The sequence below is a fragment of the Acinetobacter sp. M5A5_2a genome, from assembly GCF_053345265.1.
This window is the reverse complement of record NZ_JBKEZV010000002.1, coordinates 118819-137246: the sequence shown is the minus strand read 5'-3', so window position 1 is coordinate 137246 and position 18428 is coordinate 118819. Positions and strand designations below refer to the sequence as shown.

The following is an 18428-nucleotide window of genomic DNA, read 5'->3' as shown; positions in this document are numbered from 1 at the left end:
GAAAACTGTGTAAAAAATAGTCTCATTTTAAGCTACTTAAACATTATAAATTTCAACGTATGATAAACCTTGAAATAAAAAAGATTTTTTAGCTAAAAATGAGGAAGAGAATGAATATTTTCGAAGCATTAAGAGAAAGCCATGAAAATCAACGAAACCTCTCTGAACAATTAGTTCAGACACATGGTTTAACCGAAGAAAGAAAAGAATTATTTGATGCATTAAAAAATGAACTTTATGCCCATTCTGTTGCCGAAGACCGTTATTTATATATCCCTTTAATGTTTGATGATGTCGGTTTAGATATTACGAGACATGCTTTATCTGAGCACCATGAAATGGATGAGTTAGTTGAACAGCTCGAAAAAACGGATATGAGTAGTCCAAGCTGGTTAGCGACCGCCAAACAGTTGAGTGAAAAAGTCCATCATCATTTAAAAGAAGAAGAGCATAAATTTTTCCAACAGGCGGGAAAAATTCTTAAAGACAGTGAAAAAGAAACGCTTGGTAATAAATATTTAAAGGAATATAAAAAGTATAAAAAGCAGCAATAGTATTTAACTATTCTACTTTTTAGTACTTCTTAAAGTAACTCCAATCGACGCTAGCATTACACAAGCTAAAGCCACCCATTGCAGCATGCTGATTTCTTCGTGAAGTAATAAGAAACCCGTTAATGCTGCCAATGCTGGCGCTAAACTTGTGAGGGTACCGTAAGTTAATTTATTAAGTTGTTTGAGTGCCATTAAATCAAGAGCATATGGAATAGCGGTCGCTAAAATAGCAATAAGTAATGCTTTACCCCAGTACTGCGTCTCAAGTAATGCCGGAGCATTATGCCAGATGCCAATGGGTAGTAAGGTCAATGCAGATAATCCAATTCCAATGGTTAAAGCATGCATACCGATATTCTGGGTCACAACTTTCTGACCAAAATAAATATAGAAGGCCCAACAAAATCCAGCACCTAGCGCACATGCAGCACCTACATAGGAAAAGTGGTGTTGCGTTGGGTCTTGCCAAGGTACCATCAGTGCAATACCTAACATGGCAAGTGCTACCCAAATGTAGTCAGTCTTTTGTTTAATAGAGAGTAGAGCAAGACCTAATGGTCCAATAAATTCTAAGCCAACTGCAATCCCTTGAGGTAATTTTCCAAGCGACGTATAAAATAAAATATTCATGAGACCTAAAGATGCGCAGTACATCAATAAATCATGCCATTTTAAATAGGGTAAGCGTGACCAGATTTTCCATGAGCGGAACATGATAGCGACAATAACCGTTGCAAAGCTCAGCCTTAAAATTGTAACGGTCAGAGGGTCTAATATTGCAATGAGCTGCTTAGCAAATGAAGCACTGATTTGATATGAGACCATCGACAGAATCATATAGAGCACAGCAATAATGGGAAGTTTCTGCATGGAAAATACCCGAGGGCCTCATCTAATATTACTTAAAATAAGAATGTTTAATTATAGCGAATACCATGTTCCAACTCGCAGGTTGAGTCGATTTAACTGACTGTTTTTTCACGTTCCTGACGTGCTTTTTGGGTGGTTATGGTACAACCGACGGAAGCTGCAATAATTGTTGCAAGAGCCAGCCATTGATTCCATAACAAATATTCACCTAAAAAGATAAAGCCAGAAAGTGCAGCAACTGCGGGTTCTAGGCTCATCAATGTTCCAAAACTTAACGGTGTTAAATTACGTAGTGCTAGCATTTCTAAAGAGAATGGTAATGCGCTGGCTAAAATTGCTAAGCCAATAAAATAAAAAAGATAGGGGAGCTCTATAACTTGGCCGATTGACCCTGAAAAAAAAGTAATTGGTAGCAATACACATGCGCCTACAGTCATTCCTAAACACACAGTGTGGTTACCTGAAATGCCAGAAGGTTTTTGACCCGCAATAATATAAAGCGCCCAACATGCACCTGCACTAACCGCAAATAATACTCCGATCCAATCCAGACTATGAGCCTGATTGAAAGGGAAAAGTAAAACGAGGCCAATAATCGCGAAACTGACCCAGACAAAATCATATTTTTGGCGTGCGTGATATAAGGCTACACTTAAGGGACCAATAAATTCAAAAGCGACGGCAATACCAATGGGTAATCGCTCAATTGACAGATAAAAAAGTGCATTCATTCCGGCAAGAGCAAATCCATAAGCCAAGATCGCTTTCCAACGAACCTGACTAAAATTAATTCGCCAAATTTGGAAAATAAAGGCAAGAATCATTGCACCTAAACATAGGCGCATTGCGGAGACAGTGAGCACGGGAAAGTTCTGAAACAGAATTTTAGCTAAAGATGCACTGCTTTGTACGCTTAGCATGGCGAGAATGAGAAAGCCCAAAGCATGTAGCTGAGATTTCTGGTTCGAACTGGACATTTTATTATTTGATCGATTGGTATACTTTTCACATGATAATGTAAATGCCCATAAAAAAGCCACAGACAATGCTGTGGCTTTTAAATTTACAGTTCGTATTAGAACAATACGCGAACGCGAATTGTGCCTTCAACTTCATGCAACATATCTAAAGCTTCGTGAGAAGCAGAAGCGTCAACGTCCATTACGAGGTAACCAATGTCACCTTTAGTCATGAGTGATTGACCAGAAATGTTGATGCCTTGCTCAGCAAACAAGTTGTTGATTTTAGACAATACGCCCGGTACGTTTTTGTGGATGTGCAATAAACGGTGTTGGCCAGCAGTAAGTGGTAACGCGATTTCTGGGAAGTTCACCGCAGAAAGCGTCATACCCTTGTCAGAGTAAGCAACAAATTTCTCTGCAACTTCTAAACCGATGTTTGCTTGCGCTTCCATGGTTGAACCGCCAACGTGAGGAGTTAAAATCACATTGTCTAAGCCACGAAGTGGAGAAACAAACTCTTCACCATTTGCTTTTGGCTCTTTAGGGAATACGTCAACCGCTGCACCAGCAATATGACCAGACTTGATTGCATCTGCTAAATCTTCAATCACTACACATGTACCACGTGCAGCATTTAGGAAGATTGCGCCTTCTTTCATTTTTGCAAATTGTGCTTTAGTGAAGAAGTTACGTGTAGATGGAACATCAGGCACATGTAATGTAACTACATCAGCAGTCGCTAAGAGTTCGTCTAACGAACCAACTTGGCGAGCATTACCCATTGGTAATTTAGTTACTGCATCGTAATAAATCACATGCATACCTAAGCTTTCAGCAAGAACAGAAAGCTGAGAACCGATGGAACCGTAACCTACAATACCTAAAGTTTTGCCACGAGTTTCGAAAGAACCGACAGCAGACTTATCCCAACCACCACGATGACAAGCCGCTGACTTTTCAGGAACACGGCGAAGAAGAAGAATCGTTTGAGCAAGTACAAGTTCTGCAACCGAACGCGTATTTGAATACGGTGCGTTAAATACAGGAATACCACGTGCCATTGCTGCTTTAAGATCAACTTGGTTTGTTCCGATACAGAAACAGCCCACTGCGATCAATTTATTTGCAGCTTCGAAAACTTCTTCAGTCAATTGGGTACGCGAACGAATACCAATAAAGTGAGCATCTTTAACCGCTTCTTTTAGCGCTTCGCCTTCAAGAGCAGTTTTACGATAGTCAATATTGGTGTAACCCGCAGCGTTTAAAGTATCGACTGCGTTTTGGTGAACGCCTTCTAACAAAAGGAAACGGATTTTATCTTTAGGTAGTGAAAGATGTTGGCTCATTACGGCTCCGCTACAAAGGCCAAATTTGGTGGCGGTATAATAACATAATGGGCGGTGCTATAGATATTTCGTTTGCGCCATCGTCTTATGGCAATTTTATCTATATCTAATCACTTCTATTTATGGCTTGTTGATAGTTTCAAAATGTGGTTGTCATTTTAACTTAAAAAATATTGATGCTTTGAAGGTTCATAAAAAGTCATTTATGAAGGTTAAACATGTTTTGTAGTGACAGTATCTCTATTCTGAACTTTATCGCTTGTGCGGTTACATGTAGAATATAGCTTATGGCTTTGCTCAGGTGAAAACGCTGAGAAATATTACGCCATAGTCCCACCACAGTTTACTTCTTGCTAGGTCTGCAAACGATGAATGCTCCAGTCGCTTTAACACCTGAGTTACTTACCCAATTAACGGCAATCGTCGGTGAAAACCGTATTAAAACCGATGCTGATAGTCTCGAAAACTGGGGTAAAGATCATACTAAGCATTTTAATCCGAACCCATCGGTCATCGTTTTTCCATCCACCACTGAGCAAGTTCAAGCTGTTGTGAAGCTTGCGAACCAGTTTAATATCGCAATTACCCCTTCAGGCGGCCGTACTGGTCTCTCTGCTGGTGCTGTTGCAACGAATGGTGAAATTGTCATTAGCATGGACAAAATGAACCAAATTCTTGAGTTCTTTCCAGCAGATCGTATGGTTCGAGTGCAAGCTGGTGTTGTGACTGAACAATTGCAGAATTATGCTGAAGAACAGGGTATGTATTATCCGGTGGACTTTGCGTCAGCGGGTTCTAGCCAGATTGGCGGTAATATCGGAACCAACGCTGGTGGTATCAAAGTCATTAAATACGGCATGACACGTAATTGGGTGCTTGGTTTAACCGTTGTCACTGGTAAAGGTGATATTTTACGTTTAAACAAAGGCATGGTTAAAAATGCAACTGGTTATGCATTGCAGCACTTATTTATTGGTGGTGAAGGTACATTAGGTTTAGTGACTGAAGCGGAAATTAAACTTGAGCGTCAACCACAAAACTTACAAGTTTTAGTTTTAGGTGTTCCTGATTTTGATGCAGTAATGCCTGTCTTACATGCTTTCCAAAAAGATATCGACTTAACTGCATTTGAGTTCTTTGGTGAACTTGCAATGCAAAAAGTTTTAGATCATGGACATGTACAACGTCCATTTGAAACTCAATGTCCGTTCTATGTATTGCTTGAGTTTGAAGCACCATATGAGCCGATTCTCGATAAAGCAATGGAAATTTTCGAGCATTGTATGGAGCAGGGTTGGGTACTTGATGGTGTAATGAGCCAGAGCCTTGATCAAGTAGAAAGCTTGTGGCGTTTACGCGAAGATATTTCTGAATCAATCGCGCCGTTCACTCCATATAAAAATGATATTTCAGTATTAATTACTCACGTACCTGCATTTATTCATGAGATTGATGCAATTGTTCAAGAGAACTATCCTGACTTTGAAATTTGCTGGTTCGGTCATATTGGTGACGGTAACTTGCACTTGAATATTTTAAAACCTGAAAACTTAACCAAAGATGAGTTCTTTGCGAAGTGTCAGGTTGTTAATAAATATGTGTTCGATACCGTGAAAAAATACGATGGTTCAATCTCTGCTGAGCATGGCGTAGGCATGACGAAAAAACCGTATTTGGAATATTCACGTTCGCCTGAAGAAATTGAATATATGAAAGCTTTGAAGAAAGTATTTGATCCGAATGGTTTGATGAACCCAGGTAAATTATTTGATCTTTAATACTTGATTAAATAAAAGAATCTTTGTGAAAAGCGTATCGAAAGATGCGCTTTTTTTTTAATCTATCATTTTTTATATGCTTTCCAACCCGTCAAAATATGGTAAATCAGTGGTAAAAGACAAAGAGCAAAGAAGCTACAAAGCCCAATAGCCCACACTGGTAAATTACGCGGATTACCTAAGAAAAAATAGGCAAAAATAGAATAAGACAACATTGCAAACATCGCCGTTGTACCTAACGGAAGCGTCACTCTAAAAATTAAAGTACTAGCAAATGTTTTGTAGGGTTCCATGTTCCGATTGAGGCTGTAGGCAATAATCATGAGCAACACATAACCTAAAATAAACAGCATAAATGAGGCTGCTGTAAATAGTAGAATAGTGCGCCAACTCTTTTCTTGCGCGGTGTGATCACCAGTTTCATAAACAACTGTAATATGTTCACCAACTATAGGCACATCACCAGAGCGAACTGAATTATCTAAAGTTAGAGTTTTGTTTTGATCATCTTTGAACTGAACCTGAGCCGTGTGCATGAGGGTTTTAGTTTTATATTTACGTCCATTGGAGTCTGTACGTTCAGTATCGACCCATTCAGAGGTATAGTTCACTACAGTTGCATCGTAACTTGGCTTGGTTGCTAAACCGTATATTGCTTGCGAAACCCAATAAGTAAAAGGGAAAAATAAAGCGCTAATACTAAAAACAACTGCAAATAAATATGCAAATTCAAACTTACTACTTTTACGATTTTTTGCTAAACGCTTGACCCAAAATTTGGTAAGCACAAATGACCAGACCATTAAAATTGCAACGACTACCAAGAAAACTTGCCCTGCATAAGTCAGTTGCATGGATGATCCTATTTGTTGGATGGAATAGAAATTAATCTTATCAAATCATAATCGCTAAGGTTGGGTGAACAGGATAAATTATTTGATCTTTAAGTGATTAGTCATCTTTAGAACTACATAGTTTCTACAGAGTAACCGAGCAAGGCATAGCATCATAAAGCTATGGCTTTTGTTTTTGGTGATAAAAATGCAACGTTTATTTTTAATTTCAGCTCTCTGTGCTGGACTTTTCACTGGGTGTGCGACAACTAGTAAATTCATACCTTTTGTGGGTTCAGAAACCCCAATGCAACAAGTACTTAAATCTCAACCTGAGATTGTAAAAGAGCACAATAATACCTCAGTTCAGCAAGTGTTTAACCGTGTGGAATCACCAACTGTTTCTCGTATTACTGTCATTCAAACAGGTTTAATGGACGACTCAGTCTCTGCAATTCGAACAGAGTATGCATTTAAATTGGTTGATGAAAAGTGGCAATTGCAAAATAAGCAAAAGAGTTATCAATGCGCTAGAGGGAAAGGCTCTAGAGGTTTCCAGACACAGCTTTGTTCTTAAGCAAAAAAAAGACGATAAATATATCGTCTTTTTTTATGGGGTAAATTATACGCCACTTTCTAAAATTTTAATTTTGACATCAATTACATCATCTTTAACTGCTGCATGATGGGCTTGCATATGAGGTGTAGCTAAATGTGCTTCAAGATGGGCAACGCTTGCCCATTTTTCTAACATAACAATCGTGTCAGGTTCTTTAGTTTGAAAACTGGCATTTGATATGTGATCAATCAAAGGCTCGTAGCCATGGCAACCATCTTCTGCTAAAACAGTTGGAATGATTTTTTGAAATGCATCCAATACGTTTTGGCGATGCTGTCCACCCGATTTAGTACGAATTTCCGCAATAATAGTAAGCATGTATTTTTCCTTATTAGGCTGCTGCAAATACAGAATTTAAGTGGGTTTTATATTCTTCAACATAACTATCAACGTCAGGCATTTTAATCACATCATTGACAATAAAAGTAGGAAGTGTGCTCATTCCTAAAAACTGATTCGCTTTATGAAAAGGTAAATAAACACCATCAACACCTACGCCATGGAAAAACTGATCTGCATCATCAAATGCTTCCATCGGGGCATTCCATGTTAATGACAACATATATTTTTTGTCATGAATTAAACCGCCTGAACCGTATTTTTTTGCGGCATCCGAGCGGCTACGACCATCGTTTGCATAGAGTGAACCGTGACCCACAGTAAATACGTCATCAATATATTTTTTTACAGTCCAAGGAGCACCCATCCACCAACCTGGCATTTGATAGATCACAACGTCAGCCCATAAGAATTTTTCAACTTCATTTTCTGCATCGTAATCGCTATCGGCACGTGTCACTTGAACTTCATGTCCGAGTTCGGTGAGATGTGAGGTTGCCAGTGTGGTTAATGTGTCATTTAATTCACCATTTGAATGTGCAAATTGTTTGGCGCCGTTAATGACTAAAATCTTACTCATGGGAGTTACTCTAATTAAATTCCTAAATTTGAAATCTACTCTACGGAATTTACTCTTATAGAAAAATGCATGAATTGGAAAAATATTCTTGATTAAAAATCAATAATTAAATAGGAACTCGAATTGTGAAATAAATTTAGATGAATAATATCAATAACTTTAATCTTATTTTACAAAGTACTACGGAAAAAACTGTTTATGAGCTTTAGCATTAAGTTTGAGTAGAGCTAAGAGATTACATATGAAAAAAATGAGTTTGCTAATTGTTTTTAGCTTGGCAGTGCTAACAGCTTGTGCTCCTGCTAAAAATTCTTCTGCTCAACTTGCTGATAGCCCGATTCAAGCAGTATTACTTGATCAACCAGATCTTCTAAATGATGCAAGTAATTTAGACATTTCACAGCAAATGAATGCTGCCGATGATCCCTCTAATGCTCAAGTTACTATTTTACAGACAGATCCTAGCGAAGATGCGATAACAAAAGTTCGTACGGAATATTTATTAAAGCGAGACCAGCAAGTCTGGAAAATTGTGAATAAAAAGCAAAGCTATCAATGTACGAAAGGGCAGGAAACCCCAGATTTCCAAGTTAATCCTTGTCCTTAATGATTAATTTTTATTATAGATGTGGATAACTTTAAGGTTATTCACAATAAAAAAAGTATGGCTGTGGGTAAAAATAACATTTAAACTTCTTTATAATTGTCCGATTGCTGAACAATTCAAAAAATGCTATTGTTGCGCTCGGTAATTATGCCAACTGGTAAAAATTATCAAATCTCGCGCCATATAATTTTTCTATTCTTAGACACCCTGTGAATACGGTGTTTCACATTCTAAACATGCACTCTCACGGCATATAAAAACTTAATTAAAGATTGATTGACCATACTGTCATCATCATGACTACATCCTATTTTATATGTAGTTGTAGAGACATATGGCCGCTATTTTGAAGTGTACAACTCATGAAAAATATTCAAACGACAACGTTGAACCGTACAACGTTGATGTTTCCTTTGGCCTTAGTGCTATTTGAATTTGCAGTTTATATTGGTAATGACCTGATTCAGCCAGCAATGTTGGCAATCACTGAAGATTTTGGTGTAAGCGCAACTTGGGCACCGTCTTCAATGTCATTTTACTTATTAGGTGGTGCCTCGGTTGCATGGTTACTTGGGCCTTTGTCAGATCGTCTTGGGCGTAAAAAAGTACTTTTGGCTGGTGTCTTATTTTTCGCCTTATGCTGTTTTTTAATTTTACTAACCCGACAAATGGAACACTTTCTGGCATTACGCTTTTTACAAGGTATTGGTTTAAGTGTAATTTCAGCAGTGGGTTATGCTGCTATTCAAGAGAGTTTCGCTGAACGTGATGCAATTAAAGTCATGGCACTCATGGCAAATATTTCATTGCTTGCACCTTTGTTGGGACCCGTACTCGGTGCTTTCTTAATTGATTATGTGTCTTGGCACTGGGGCTTTGTAGCCATCGCTATATTGGCATTACTCAGTTGGGTAGGTTTAAAAAAACAAATGCCAAATCAGCAGGTCAGTGTTACCAAGCAACCTTTTAGCTATCTTTTCGATGATTTTAAAAAGGTATTTAGTAATCACCGCTTTTTAGGTTTAAGCCTTGCTTTGCCTTTGGTGGGTATGCCTTTAATGCTCTGGATTGCCTTATCTCCAATTATTTTGGTAGATGAATTGAAGCTAACGAGTGTGCAATATGGTTTAGCTCAATTTCCGGTATTTCTGGGTCTAATTATCGGGAATATTGTTTTAATTAAAATTATTGATCGCCTGTCTTTAGGTAAAACGGTCATGATCGGTTTACCTATCATGCTGATTGGTACACTCATTTTAATATTAGGTGTAGTGTGGCAAACCTATTTAATTCCTTGTTTACTCACAGGCATGACATTAATTTGCTTTGGTGAAGGAATTAGTTTCTCAGTTTTGTACCGCTTTGCACTGATGTCATCTGAAGTATCAAAAGGAACTGTTGCGGCAGCAGTTTCGATGCTGCTTATGATGAGTTTCTTTGCCATGATTGAGCTGGTACGTTATCTCTATACTCAATTTCATTTGTGGGCCTTTGCATTATCTGCCTTTACATTTATTGCGCTCTGGTTTACCCAACCACGAAATGTTTTAAAGCAAGAAATGCAAGAAAGAAAGCTCCAAGGAAATGATTAAATTAAAAATACCGGAATTTATATTCCGGTATTTTTTTAACTATTCTTTTAACATTTTTTCCATTTCTTCGCGGTCTGTTTCATAGGTACAACCTAATAATGTCATCGGACTTTTTCCGGTCATTTCTGATAAGTTGAGATTATGATAAATAGTAAAAGAATCTGCTGTTGCTGGTTCTGTCTTGACGGTGCGAACACCTCTAAAAAAAGGTAATGTTTTAAAGTCTGGATGTTGAAGTATATCAAATTTTTTCGAAAGTTGATTAACATTTGCATTTCGGAAAACGGCTACTATGCCTTGACCCGCTAAAGCAATTTCATGAGTTTTAATACCAAATAATTGAATGGGCTGAGCTGTTTTATATAAATAGATGAAAGGCTGTCCTGGATCATCAACTTTTTTAAAACCAAGTGCTGATAAATTTTCATCATATTCAGAAGCAAAATTGGTATAAGTTTCTTGATCTGATTGACACTCTATGATCTTTTTTAAATCATTTATTTCAAATGCATATGATGTGCTACTCAGCAATAAAAAAGTGGCAGAAAGAAATTTATATATCTTTGGAAAGTACATTTTTATCCTCAATAAAGTGTTATAGCTATTTAATTTCTTGCTCTAAAAGTTTGTCTTTAAGCATTAGCAATTCTGGTAATGTTTCTAATAATAAACTGATTTGTTTCAAGACTAATGTATATTTCTCGGAAAGTTGTTCATGAGTGGTTAGGCCTCGAATTTCTTGTAATGTTTGCTCAATATGTGTGTTGTCGGGTAGTGACTGCCCAAGTACGCTTTGACTAAGAATTTGCTGGCAACGCAGTAATAATTGTAAAACTTGTTCTTCATCAATTTTTTGTCGTTGACTACCTAACGCTGCCACATAGCTGAGTTGACTGTGGCTATAAACCAAATAACGGAAAGCATAGTGAATGAGCTCTGGATTAGGATTGGGCTCGGCACTTAAGCTTGAGATCATGTTCGATAGCTCAATTTGAGCATTATGGGCAGCACGACGAATTCGACGGTACTCTATATCTTGATTTTTGCCATATTGGTATTGCTCAACAATTACATTGAAATAGTCGAGTGTCGCTTTGCTGCTTTTCTTAATATTGTTAGGAATATTGCGAAAATTCCAATCAGGCCATATAAAACTTACTGCGAGCCATGCGATAAAACAGCCTAATAGCGTATCTATCAGGCGAGGTAAAATAATGCTGTAGCCTGCACCCTTTAAATTAAAAATTAATAGCACCATGAGGGTAGCCATAAGGGTGGCCAAGGCATATTTCTTTTGCCGTAAGTAAAAAAAGCATACTCCACAAATAATCGTAATGATGAGCTGGCCTTCAATACTCGGTACAAAATATAAGATTGGTATTCCTAATAAGACACCGATTAATGTCCCAATTGTTCGGAGCTTAAGGCGGCTTTTAGTGGCAAAATAGGTAATCTGACAAACAAATAAACTGGTAAGTAAAATCCAGTAGCCATGCTGAGCGAAAGGTAATAAGGAAATGGCATAGCCCGCAGCGAAAACGACTGCAATTCGTATCGCATGTCTAAACAATGCAGATTGAGGGGTAAGCTGTTGCCGAAGTTTCAAGATCAGATCTGAAAACCCTTGAATATCATCATCAAGTAAATTTAAGTGCTCTTGCCTTGTTTGGGTATTATTTTCAGGGAAGGGCTGTGCATATTGCAGTTGTTCAAACTGTTCATGCATTCCTTTTAAATTATCAAAAATGAGTTTTAAATTTTTAACTTCAAAATTTTGTGGATGTTGTTGTATCCAGTCCTTTAAAGAACTCTCTAGGTGATTTAATCCTGTCTGGCTTTCTTGCGAAGGCTGAGATGGCCGATTATATAAAATACATTGGGCTAAGTCCTGACAAGCTTGTGCTTGTAGGCGCAGATTTTTTTGGAAACGGAAAATAAGATCACTACGGCTAAAGTTCTGTTGAATATGTTCGTAATGTAAATAATTAGAGGTTGCTTGCTCGTGAATGTCTCGCGCAAAAAAGTACAGATTTAGCCAATAAATACTTTTATTACTCACCCGTGAAGCCTTCAGGCGAGTGAGTAGGGAACTGCGTATTTGATTCAGACTTTGAGCCACTTGCGTATTTTGTAAGGACAGCTCATATAAGAGTTGTTCTACATTCTCTTTATTGTCTGGATCAAACAAACGTGCTTTGGCTTGAAGTAATCCAGAAATTTCTTTAAAAATTTGTGAGAGTTTATCTTGTAAGGGAAGTGTAGGTTTAATAATAAAAAATAAAATAGAGGTGAAACCGTACCACAAAGCTCCATAGACAAAGTAGGTGGGCTGCTGATACCAATGAGCATATTCTCCTAAACCAAACATGCTATAAATGGAAAGTAAAATAGTGCCAAACGAAATTGTGGCATAACGTTGCCCTAAGGCACCTAATAAAATGAAAAAAGCGCTAGAAATTGAGAGATAGAGAATAAAGAAAATTTTGTAGGGAGCGAGAAATCCAAGAATGCTACTGACTGTAAAAAATAGCAGGCAGACATAGACTAAGTTACGTAATCGAATACTTAAACGGTCATCAAAGTCGGTTAACGCTGCTGCAATTGCCCCTAAAGTCACAGGAACAATCAGCTCGTTATGGCCTAGTGAAAGCAAACCTAAAGTTGTGCCTGTGAGTACAATCAAAATTTGCAGGCAATAAATTAAAATCGAGTTTGTCTTAAAACTATTAAATATCTGGGTCAAATAATTCACGGCTTTTGTTCTAAATTAAAGAATACGTGAGAAAGCAGTATGTAACTTTAAATTTTTATTACTTCAAAAATATTATTCTTTTTATCTACAAAAGTCAGTCACTTTTTAAGATTTTATTAGGCTTAAACCAAGTTATAGTGGTCAATAAATTAACAAAATTGTGGATATCTTTTTAGATACCCACAATTTAATAAACAGATAAATTATTTAATCACGCCACATGCAATTCGTGCTCCGCCACCGCCGAGAGGCAGAGGTGAGTCTGAATAATTATCTCCACCCGCATGAATCATGATCGCTCGGCCTTGAATATCTGCAAATTTCAATCGAGGTGCGATCACAGCCGTGGTTGCAACACCAGTATTATCGACCACTAAAGCAGGTAGATCGCCTAAATGGCCAGTCGTTGGCGTACCGTGATGAGGAGCTTGGTTAGGATTGTAGTGACTACCAGCAGCTAAAGCAGCACCAGGTTTTCCATCTTTCTCAGCAGGAGCACAAGAGGCATTTTCGTGAATATGGAAACCACGAGTACCGCTAGGTAAGTCAGCTAAAGCAGGGGTAATAATTAAACCTTTGTCGCTATCTTGAAAGCTAATGGTACCTATTTTTTTACCAATACCATTTGCGGTAACTTCATTTACATCAACCACTTTCTTCGTATGCATTGTGGTTAATGAGTGAGCCGTGTCGGATACAGTTTTTGTGACTGAACTACAGCCGACTGCAAAAAAAGCTGTAAGCGCAAAGACTGCGCCAATTTTATTAAAAGTTTGCATGGTTGGATGCCCTTATAAATATATATGTCTGATTATTAGATTCAAACAAAGGAAGGCTTAGCCTACAAGTTAATTTAAATAGTCACTTTGTATCTTGAAACATTTTTAAATTAAATAAGTATGTCACTCTTTATGATTTGAAGATTCATTATCAGAATCATAAATCATGGTCGTTTTGGGCATAGGTTCAGGTTCAATAGTTTCATGTAACCATTCACGCCAAATCGCCAGTAAAATAGCTAAAATTACAGGTCCAATAAATAATCCCACCAAACCGAAACTCGCAATACCACCTAACACACCAAACATAATTAATAGGAATGGAATTTTAGTGGCACCGGAAATAACAAGCGGGCGAATCACATTATCTGAGCTACTAACAATCACCACACCCCATACAATTACACCAATTGCTTCCATGGTTTGTCCCTGAGAGAACAACCATAAGCCGACGCCTAAATAGGAGATTGGAGTACCAAATGGGATTAGAGCCAATAAGAAAGTAGCAATGGTGAGTACCATTGGGTTTGGTACACCCGCTACGAAATAACTTAATCCAGCTAAAACGGCTTGAGCAATTGCAGTTAAACCAACACCGTAGACTACGGCACGAGTTGTTTCAGAAATCGTATCAAGATAATGGTGAACACGAAGGCCTATCACCATTTCTAAAGCTTTGCTCACCTGAGACAAAATCAGTTGCCCATCACGGTAGAAGAAAAAGAGGCTAAATACGGCAAAGCCAAGTTTGACAATATTTTTACTAATTTCACCGAGCAGCACACGACCATAGCTTAAATGGCTTTGTACCCAAGCTGCAATATTTTGAATGGTACTATTAGGATCGTTATTTAACTCATTGAGTGTGCGAGAAATTTCTTTTCCAACAAAAGGCAGATCGCGAATAAAATCAGGAACGCTTAAATGACCCGAAAAAACCTGACGTTGTAAATCAAAATATAAGTTGCGGCCTTCATGCTGCAAAATAAAAATAGCGCATGTAAAAGGTATGCCAACAACCAAAATGACCAGACTAATCATTAGTGTTGCATTTAAAGTATTACGGGTTTCTCCAAAAAAACGCTGAATTCTTAAATAAATAGGCCAAGTCATATAAGCAATGATGGCAGCCCAAAGAACAGGAACAATAAAGTATTTCAGGATATTAAATCCTAAAAAAATCAAAATAAAAAACAGCCCAAACAGTAAAACGCGCTGTAAAGTAGGAGCGTATGGATGCACGAACAATATTTCTCTAATTTTCTACGTAGAATAAAGTCATATTAACTGAAAAATAACCTGAGGCAAATTTTAAGGCTGTAATGTAAAGAACCTTATACAACTCTTTTTAGAGGCTAAAATTCACTTAAAACCACTCAGCTTTGTCTTCAACTAACTTGTTTAGAACGGGTTGCCATTGATCTTGAATACTAATAAAGTTTTTTTGTGGTTTATCAAAAACACTTAAACCTTGCATAGCTAGGCTACCATAAGCACTGCGTTCAGAAATCCATGCAACAGGTTCTTGTTCAATTTTTTCAAAAAACTGTTGAATATCTTTTGAACTTGCACTGTTCGGTTTTACACGATTAGCAAGAAGTAAAATCTGTACTTTGCCTTTACGAATGCGTTTAATATCTTGTAAATGCTTTAAAAAGCGACGAGTACTGTCTATATCAAAAAATGAAGGCTGAAGTGGAGTAATAATGGCATGAGCTTCGCTGATGAGTTGTTCAGCGTGTTCACCTGAAAGTGCACCAGGTGCATCAATAATTAAATAGTCCAGATGTTTAGGCGCATCACCAATTGATTTTTCATGACGCCAGTCGAGGCTCTGAATCGTTGCGACGGTATCAGGGCGTTGTTTTAACCACTGTAAAGCCGATTTTTGGTTATCGGAATCTGCTAATGCTACTTTATATCCTTTTTGTGCCAATGCTGTTGCCAACGTAATGGCCGTCATGGTTTTTCCGCATCCGCCCTTCTGATTTGCAATAAGTATCGTTTTCATAAATCCAATTATTTTCAGCAGCACATTTTATTTATGTTTTATACCTTAGCATCTTTTTATGAGAAGTAGATGACCGCATTTGACAAAAGTTTAAGCTGTTTCGTTATTTTAGATATGATTAGATCTGCAATGTTGATTTGTGCTTGTTAAGGAAAGTTTATGTCTGTATGGCTTGCCATGCTAATTGGAGCGGGTATTGGTATTATTATCACTACTATTATTTTATCAAATACTCGCAATGGCCGAATTAAGGCTGAATATGAGCAATATATTGCTGAACTTGAATTGGAGCACCAACAAGCTCTGACTCAAGCACAAAAGCGAAGCGTGAATACAAGTCGTGCGGTGTTGAAAGGCAAAATGGCAGAACAATTCGCTCCAATTTTGCCAGAATTTCAGTATCTACCAAGCGATGCAAAATTCATGGGCGATCCGGTGGATTATATTATTTTTGATGGATACACCGATTTTCGAGATGGTGATGGAACGGCAGAAGACATTAATATTATTTTACTTGATGTAAAAAGCGGTGGGGCAAGGCTAACCAAAGGCCAACAAGCAATTGCACAAGCTGTGCAACAAGGCAACGTCCGTTTTGAAACTTTAAGAGTAGATTTTGAAGATTAAATTTTAATTTTGAGTGCACAAAAATAGACGAAATTAATCTGTATTGTTACTAAATTCCGATATTTTTTTCATGGCTTGCGACTACTATAAATTGAAGATCTATTTAATTTGATCTAGCAATATTCGAGGTATAAAGCGATGAAAAAACAACGTTTGATGATGGGCTTACTGGCTGCTATTGGCATGAGTTCAGCATTTGCATCGACCTCAAGTGAATATAATATTGCCAATGGTCTGAGTCCCATAGAAAAAGACCAATCCATTTCTGTATTACAGCCTTTTCAAGGGAATTTCAGGATCTTGGGTTCAAAAGTTTATCAAAATGATGAACAAGCTAAGTTTTCACCTATTGACTATGCGGTAAGCTGGGGACTGTTTGCACAGCCTGAAATTGCACGCCATATTTCAGTTAAACAATATGACCGTTATCTAAACTGGAAAATTCCTAAATTACCTGTTCCAGCAGATCAGGCGATGCAAATGGTGTCTAACATGCACATCATTCCTGCGAACCCGCAAATCGCCCAACAGATTAAACAGGTAAAACGTGGAGATCTGGTCTATCTCAAAGGTGATCTTGTCGAAATTAAAGATAAAGATCTAGTATGGAAATCATCGCTTACACCAACTGATACAGGTGATGGTGCTTGTGAACTATTTCGTGTGCAATCTATTCATTGGGTTGAAAAGCAAAATATATAATTTTAAAAAGCCTTCATAAATATGAAGGCTTTTTATTAAGGAATGTTGCACTTATTTCTGTTGCGATGCTTTCCAATATTTTAATTGATTTTGTGCTTGTAAATAGTCGGCAAGATCGTTGATCTGCTCATCTTTATTGGCTTGCTTATCACTCAAGTGTTTTTCTTGGTTTTCCCAATATTGGTAGAGTAGGCCTTGTACATAACGGCCTTGTTCAGTTTTTAAATCCAAATCTTTTAACATGGTCAGAGAAGAGCGCACATTATCAAGAGTACGTTGTTGCTCAAACTCTGTAGTGAGGGTTCCAGCTTCATGCATTTTTGCTAATTCGCTTTCCATCTCGTCACTCATTTCTGTAAAGCGGCGGTCATAATCCTCTAGTAGCGCAATATCGTGTGCATCCTCAGCAGTTGCTGGAAAAGTCTTAATAGGTCTTTCATTCAGTTTTTCTAAAACCTGATCGGTAGATGAGGTGGCAGAAGGTTGCTCCGTCTTAGCTGGCTCATCCGCTTTTTTACAAGCAGTAAGAAATAGGCTAGAGCAAAGCAAAGACATTAATATGACCTGAGGTGTTTTCTTCTTCATAACTTTCAACCAAACCTATTCACTAATTATTTAACGGGTAACGTACTTTTCTGAAAGTGATATGCATACGTAACATATGGAAAATCAATCTGATCTTGAGGACCTAATCCCGTAAAATCATAAACAATTTTTTCAAACTGTGCTTTGAGTTGTAATTGATCTTTTTCAGTCATTGCGGCAATAAAACTTGTTGAGAGTAATCGTTTGCTCACCACTTGTTCGACGCTACCTCGTTGTGACTGTGTAAACGTTTGTAGGCTATCAAATACAAACAAATCTTGTTGTTCAAATACGATTTTCCACTTTTCACTATGATAACGGGGTGTATCTCCTTCAAGTGGAAGTAGAAAATCAGCTAAAGCTTTGACCCAATCCGTACGCTCATCGCGTTGATTCCAAACCAGCCCTAAATGTCCTTGTGGTTTTAATATCCTATACATTTCTGTTAGGGTATCTATGTTGTCAAACCAATGAAAAGATTGCGCACAAATAATGGCATCAATTTTATGATCGGCTACAGGAATTGAATGACTAAAAGCCTGTAATGTTTTGATATCAGGATAAACGTGTTGAAGCTGCTGTAACATCTCGCCAATTGGCTCAACTGCAATAATATCTGCATGTGTTTGTTTTAAGTAGGGTAAGAATTTGCCAGTACCCGATCCAAGATCGATAACAGTAGAGTTTTCCTGTATTTGGAGGCAATTTTGCAGCCAACTCACTATTTCTTCGGGATAATTAGGCCTAACTTGCTGATACAGTTCAGCAGCTGAGCTGAAGCCTTTTTGAGCGGCAGGATGTAAGGATTGTGTCATATTTTGCGCTTTTTAATCTGACTGGCATCTATAAAATAAGATACTCCGCAATCATAAATTGGCAAAACACCTATTTT

Annotated in this window: 20 protein-coding genes; 7 read left to right on the top strand and 13 right to left on the bottom strand. The window is 37.7% G+C overall.

Features of this window, described 5'->3' with window-relative positions; translation table 11 throughout:
- The first annotated feature begins 110 nt into the window (after window positions 1-110).
- A complete protein-coding gene (locus tag ACLBWE_RS02995; RefSeq protein ID WP_003653765.1) occupies window positions 111-554 on the top strand; it encodes a hemerythrin domain-containing protein in 444 nt (147 codons plus the stop codon).
- A 12-nt stretch (window positions 555-566) separates the two neighbouring features.
- Here ACLBWE_RS02995 and ACLBWE_RS02990 read toward each other — a convergent pair whose 3' ends face one another.
- From ACLBWE_RS02990 to serA, 3 genes are all read right to left on the bottom strand, one after another.
- Window positions 567-1424: an EamA family transporter gene (locus ACLBWE_RS02990; protein ID WP_447601095.1), complete on the bottom strand. Its 858-nt coding sequence runs from the start codon at window positions 1422-1424 to the stop codon at window positions 567-569.
- 92 nt (window positions 1425-1516) lie between these two features.
- Window positions 1517-2401 carry an EamA family transporter gene (locus tag ACLBWE_RS02985; protein ID WP_447601093.1) on the bottom strand — a complete coding sequence of 295 codons (885 nt, stop codon included), beginning with the start codon at window positions 2399-2401 and terminating at the stop codon, window positions 1517-1519.
- Window positions 2402-2499: 98 nt separating this feature from the next.
- Window positions 2500-3732, bottom strand: a complete 1233-nt coding sequence (gene serA / locus ACLBWE_RS02980) for a phosphoglycerate dehydrogenase (RefSeq protein WP_003653762.1) — start codon at window positions 3730-3732, stop codon at window positions 2500-2502.
- Between the two features lie 368 nt (window positions 3733-4100).
- Here serA and ACLBWE_RS02975 point away from each other — a divergent pair, with 368 nt between their 5' ends.
- Window positions 4101-5510 carry an FAD-binding oxidoreductase gene (locus ACLBWE_RS02975; protein WP_045433320.1) on the top strand — a complete coding sequence of 470 codons (1410 nt, stop codon included), beginning with the start codon at window positions 4101-4103 and terminating at the stop codon, window positions 5508-5510.
- Between the two features lie 65 nt (window positions 5511-5575).
- Here ACLBWE_RS02975 and ACLBWE_RS02970 read toward each other — a convergent pair whose 3' ends face one another.
- Window positions 5576-6364, bottom strand: a complete 789-nt coding sequence (locus tag ACLBWE_RS02970; protein ID WP_447601090.1) for a xanthine permease — start codon at window positions 6362-6364, stop codon at window positions 5576-5578.
- A 187-nt stretch (window positions 6365-6551) separates the two neighbouring features.
- On the opposite strand from ACLBWE_RS02970, the gene ACLBWE_RS02965 reads away from it, so the two are divergent.
- On the top strand, window positions 6552-6920 hold the full coding sequence (locus tag ACLBWE_RS02965) for a hypothetical protein (protein WP_004639658.1): 369 nt from the start codon (window positions 6552-6554) through the stop codon (window positions 6918-6920).
- Between the two features lie 45 nt (window positions 6921-6965).
- Here the strand turns inward: ACLBWE_RS02965 and ACLBWE_RS02960 are convergent, their stop codons facing one another.
- Complete coding sequence (locus tag ACLBWE_RS02960; RefSeq protein WP_004639655.1) at window positions 6966-7280, bottom strand: putative quinol monooxygenase; 315 nt, start codon at window positions 7278-7280, stop codon at window positions 6966-6968.
- 13 nt (window positions 7281-7293) lie between these two features.
- Window positions 7294-7881 carry an NAD(P)H-dependent oxidoreductase gene (locus tag ACLBWE_RS02955; RefSeq protein ID WP_004639654.1) on the bottom strand — a complete coding sequence of 196 codons (588 nt, stop codon included), beginning with the start codon at window positions 7879-7881 and terminating at the stop codon, window positions 7294-7296.
- Between the two features lie 241 nt (window positions 7882-8122).
- Here ACLBWE_RS02955 and ACLBWE_RS02950 point away from each other — a divergent pair, with 241 nt between their 5' ends.
- Both ACLBWE_RS02950 and craA read left to right on the top strand, forming a co-directional pair.
- Window positions 8123-8488 (top strand): hypothetical protein, encoded by a 366-nt coding sequence (locus ACLBWE_RS02950; RefSeq protein ID WP_151745437.1) that lies wholly within the window; start codon window positions 8123-8125, stop codon window positions 8486-8488.
- Window positions 8489-8850: 362 nt separating this feature from the next.
- Window positions 8851-10080 carry a chloramphenicol efflux MFS transporter CraA gene (gene craA, locus ACLBWE_RS02945; protein ID WP_424613141.1) on the top strand — a complete coding sequence of 410 codons (1230 nt, stop codon included), beginning with the start codon at window positions 8851-8853 and terminating at the stop codon, window positions 10078-10080.
- A 39-nt stretch (window positions 10081-10119) separates the two neighbouring features.
- On the opposite strand, the gene ACLBWE_RS02940 is transcribed toward craA, so the two are convergent.
- The 5 genes from ACLBWE_RS02940 to ACLBWE_RS02920 form a co-directional block, all read right to left on the bottom strand.
- On the bottom strand, window positions 10120-10656 hold the full coding sequence (locus ACLBWE_RS02940; protein ID WP_447601086.1) for a hypothetical protein: 537 nt from the start codon (window positions 10654-10656) through the stop codon (window positions 10120-10122).
- Between the two features lie 25 nt (window positions 10657-10681).
- Window positions 10682-12832: a YccS family putative transporter gene (gene yccS, locus ACLBWE_RS02935; RefSeq protein WP_231764509.1), complete on the bottom strand. Its 2151-nt coding sequence runs from the start codon at window positions 12830-12832 to the stop codon at window positions 10682-10684.
- Window positions 12833-13035: 203 nt separating this feature from the next.
- Entirely contained in the window at window positions 13036-13611 is a 576-nt protein-coding gene (gene sodC, locus ACLBWE_RS02930; RefSeq protein WP_045433290.1) for a superoxide dismutase family protein, read from the bottom strand.
- 123 nt (window positions 13612-13734) lie between these two features.
- Window positions 13735-14853 carry an AI-2E family transporter gene (locus ACLBWE_RS02925; RefSeq protein ID WP_045433287.1) on the bottom strand — a complete coding sequence of 373 codons (1119 nt, stop codon included), beginning with the start codon at window positions 14851-14853 and terminating at the stop codon, window positions 13735-13737.
- A 124-nt stretch (window positions 14854-14977) separates the two neighbouring features.
- Window positions 14978-15622 (bottom strand): ParA family protein, encoded by a 645-nt coding sequence (locus ACLBWE_RS02920; RefSeq protein ID WP_017390979.1) that lies wholly within the window; start codon window positions 15620-15622, stop codon window positions 14978-14980.
- A 159-nt stretch (window positions 15623-15781) separates the two neighbouring features.
- On the opposite strand from ACLBWE_RS02920, the gene ACLBWE_RS02915 reads away from it, so the two are divergent.
- Window positions 15782-16249 (top strand): Holliday junction resolvase-like protein, encoded by a 468-nt coding sequence (locus ACLBWE_RS02915; RefSeq protein ID WP_004639641.1) that lies wholly within the window; start codon window positions 15782-15784, stop codon window positions 16247-16249.
- A 138-nt stretch (window positions 16250-16387) separates the two neighbouring features.
- Window positions 16388-16951 (top strand): hypothetical protein, encoded by a 564-nt coding sequence (locus ACLBWE_RS02910; protein ID WP_004639639.1) that lies wholly within the window; start codon window positions 16388-16390, stop codon window positions 16949-16951.
- 51 nt (window positions 16952-17002) lie between these two features.
- On the opposite strand, the gene ACLBWE_RS02905 is transcribed toward ACLBWE_RS02910, so the two are convergent.
- Window positions 17003-17536, bottom strand: coding sequence for a hypothetical protein (locus tag ACLBWE_RS02905; protein ID WP_133747440.1), 534 nt, complete (start codon window positions 17534-17536; stop codon window positions 17003-17005).
- A gap of 26 nt (window positions 17537-17562) precedes the next feature.
- Window positions 17563-18351: a class I SAM-dependent methyltransferase gene (locus tag ACLBWE_RS02900; RefSeq protein ID WP_198497008.1), complete on the bottom strand. Its 789-nt coding sequence runs from the start codon at window positions 18349-18351 to the stop codon at window positions 17563-17565.
- Window positions 18352-18428 lie beyond the last annotated feature (77 nt).

Excerpts from the sequence above, each read along its gene's own strand:
- ACLBWE_RS02985 (WP_447601093.1), bottom strand. The coding sequence starts at position 2,401 with ATGTCCAGTTCGAACCAGAAATCTCAGCTACATGCTTTGGGCTTTCTC.
- serA (WP_003653762.1), bottom strand. The coding sequence starts at position 3,732 with ATGAGCCAACATCTTTCACTACCTAAAGATAAAATCCGTTTCCTTTTG.
- ACLBWE_RS02990 (WP_447601095.1), bottom strand. The coding sequence starts at position 1,424 with ATGCAGAAACTTCCCATTATTGCTGTGCTCTATATGATTCTGTCGATG.
- ACLBWE_RS02950 (WP_151745437.1), top strand. The coding sequence starts at position 8,123 with ATGAAAAAAATGAGTTTGCTAATTGTTTTTAGCTTGGCAGTGCTAACA.
- ACLBWE_RS02965 (WP_004639658.1), top strand. The coding sequence starts at position 6,552 with ATGCAACGTTTATTTTTAATTTCAGCTCTCTGTGCTGGACTTTTCACT.
- sodC (WP_045433290.1), bottom strand. The coding sequence starts at position 13,611 with ATGCAAACTTTTAATAAAATTGGCGCAGTCTTTGCGCTTACAGCTTTT.
- ACLBWE_RS02970 (WP_447601090.1), bottom strand. The coding sequence starts at position 6,364 with ATGCAACTGACTTATGCAGGGCAAGTTTTCTTGGTAGTCGTTGCAATT.
- craA (WP_424613141.1), top strand. The coding sequence starts at position 8,851 with ATGAAAAATATTCAAACGACAACGTTGAACCGTACAACGTTGATGTTT.
- ACLBWE_RS02975 (WP_045433320.1), top strand. The coding sequence starts at position 4,101 with ATGAATGCTCCAGTCGCTTTAACACCTGAGTTACTTACCCAATTAACG.
- ACLBWE_RS02910 (WP_004639639.1), top strand. The coding sequence starts at position 16,388 with ATGAAAAAACAACGTTTGATGATGGGCTTACTGGCTGCTATTGGCATG.
- ACLBWE_RS02920 (WP_017390979.1), bottom strand. The coding sequence starts at position 15,622 with ATGAAAACGATACTTATTGCAAATCAGAAGGGCGGATGCGGAAAAACC.
- ACLBWE_RS02955 (WP_004639654.1), bottom strand. The coding sequence starts at position 7,881 with ATGAGTAAGATTTTAGTCATTAACGGCGCCAAACAATTTGCACATTCA.
- ACLBWE_RS02940 (WP_447601086.1), bottom strand. The coding sequence starts at position 10,656 with ATGTACTTTCCAAAGATATATAAATTTCTTTCTGCCACTTTTTTATTG.
- ACLBWE_RS02905 (WP_133747440.1), bottom strand. The coding sequence starts at position 17,536 with ATGAAGAAGAAAACACCTCAGGTCATATTAATGTCTTTGCTTTGCTCT.
- ACLBWE_RS02995 (WP_003653765.1), top strand. The coding sequence starts at position 111 with ATGAATATTTTCGAAGCATTAAGAGAAAGCCATGAAAATCAACGAAAC.
- ACLBWE_RS02960 (WP_004639655.1), bottom strand. The coding sequence starts at position 7,280 with ATGCTTACTATTATTGCGGAAATTCGTACTAAATCGGGTGGACAGCAT.
- ACLBWE_RS02900 (WP_198497008.1), bottom strand. The coding sequence starts at position 18,351 with ATGACACAATCCTTACATCCTGCCGCTCAAAAAGGCTTCAGCTCAGCT.
- ACLBWE_RS02915 (WP_004639641.1), top strand. The coding sequence starts at position 15,782 with ATGTCTGTATGGCTTGCCATGCTAATTGGAGCGGGTATTGGTATTATT.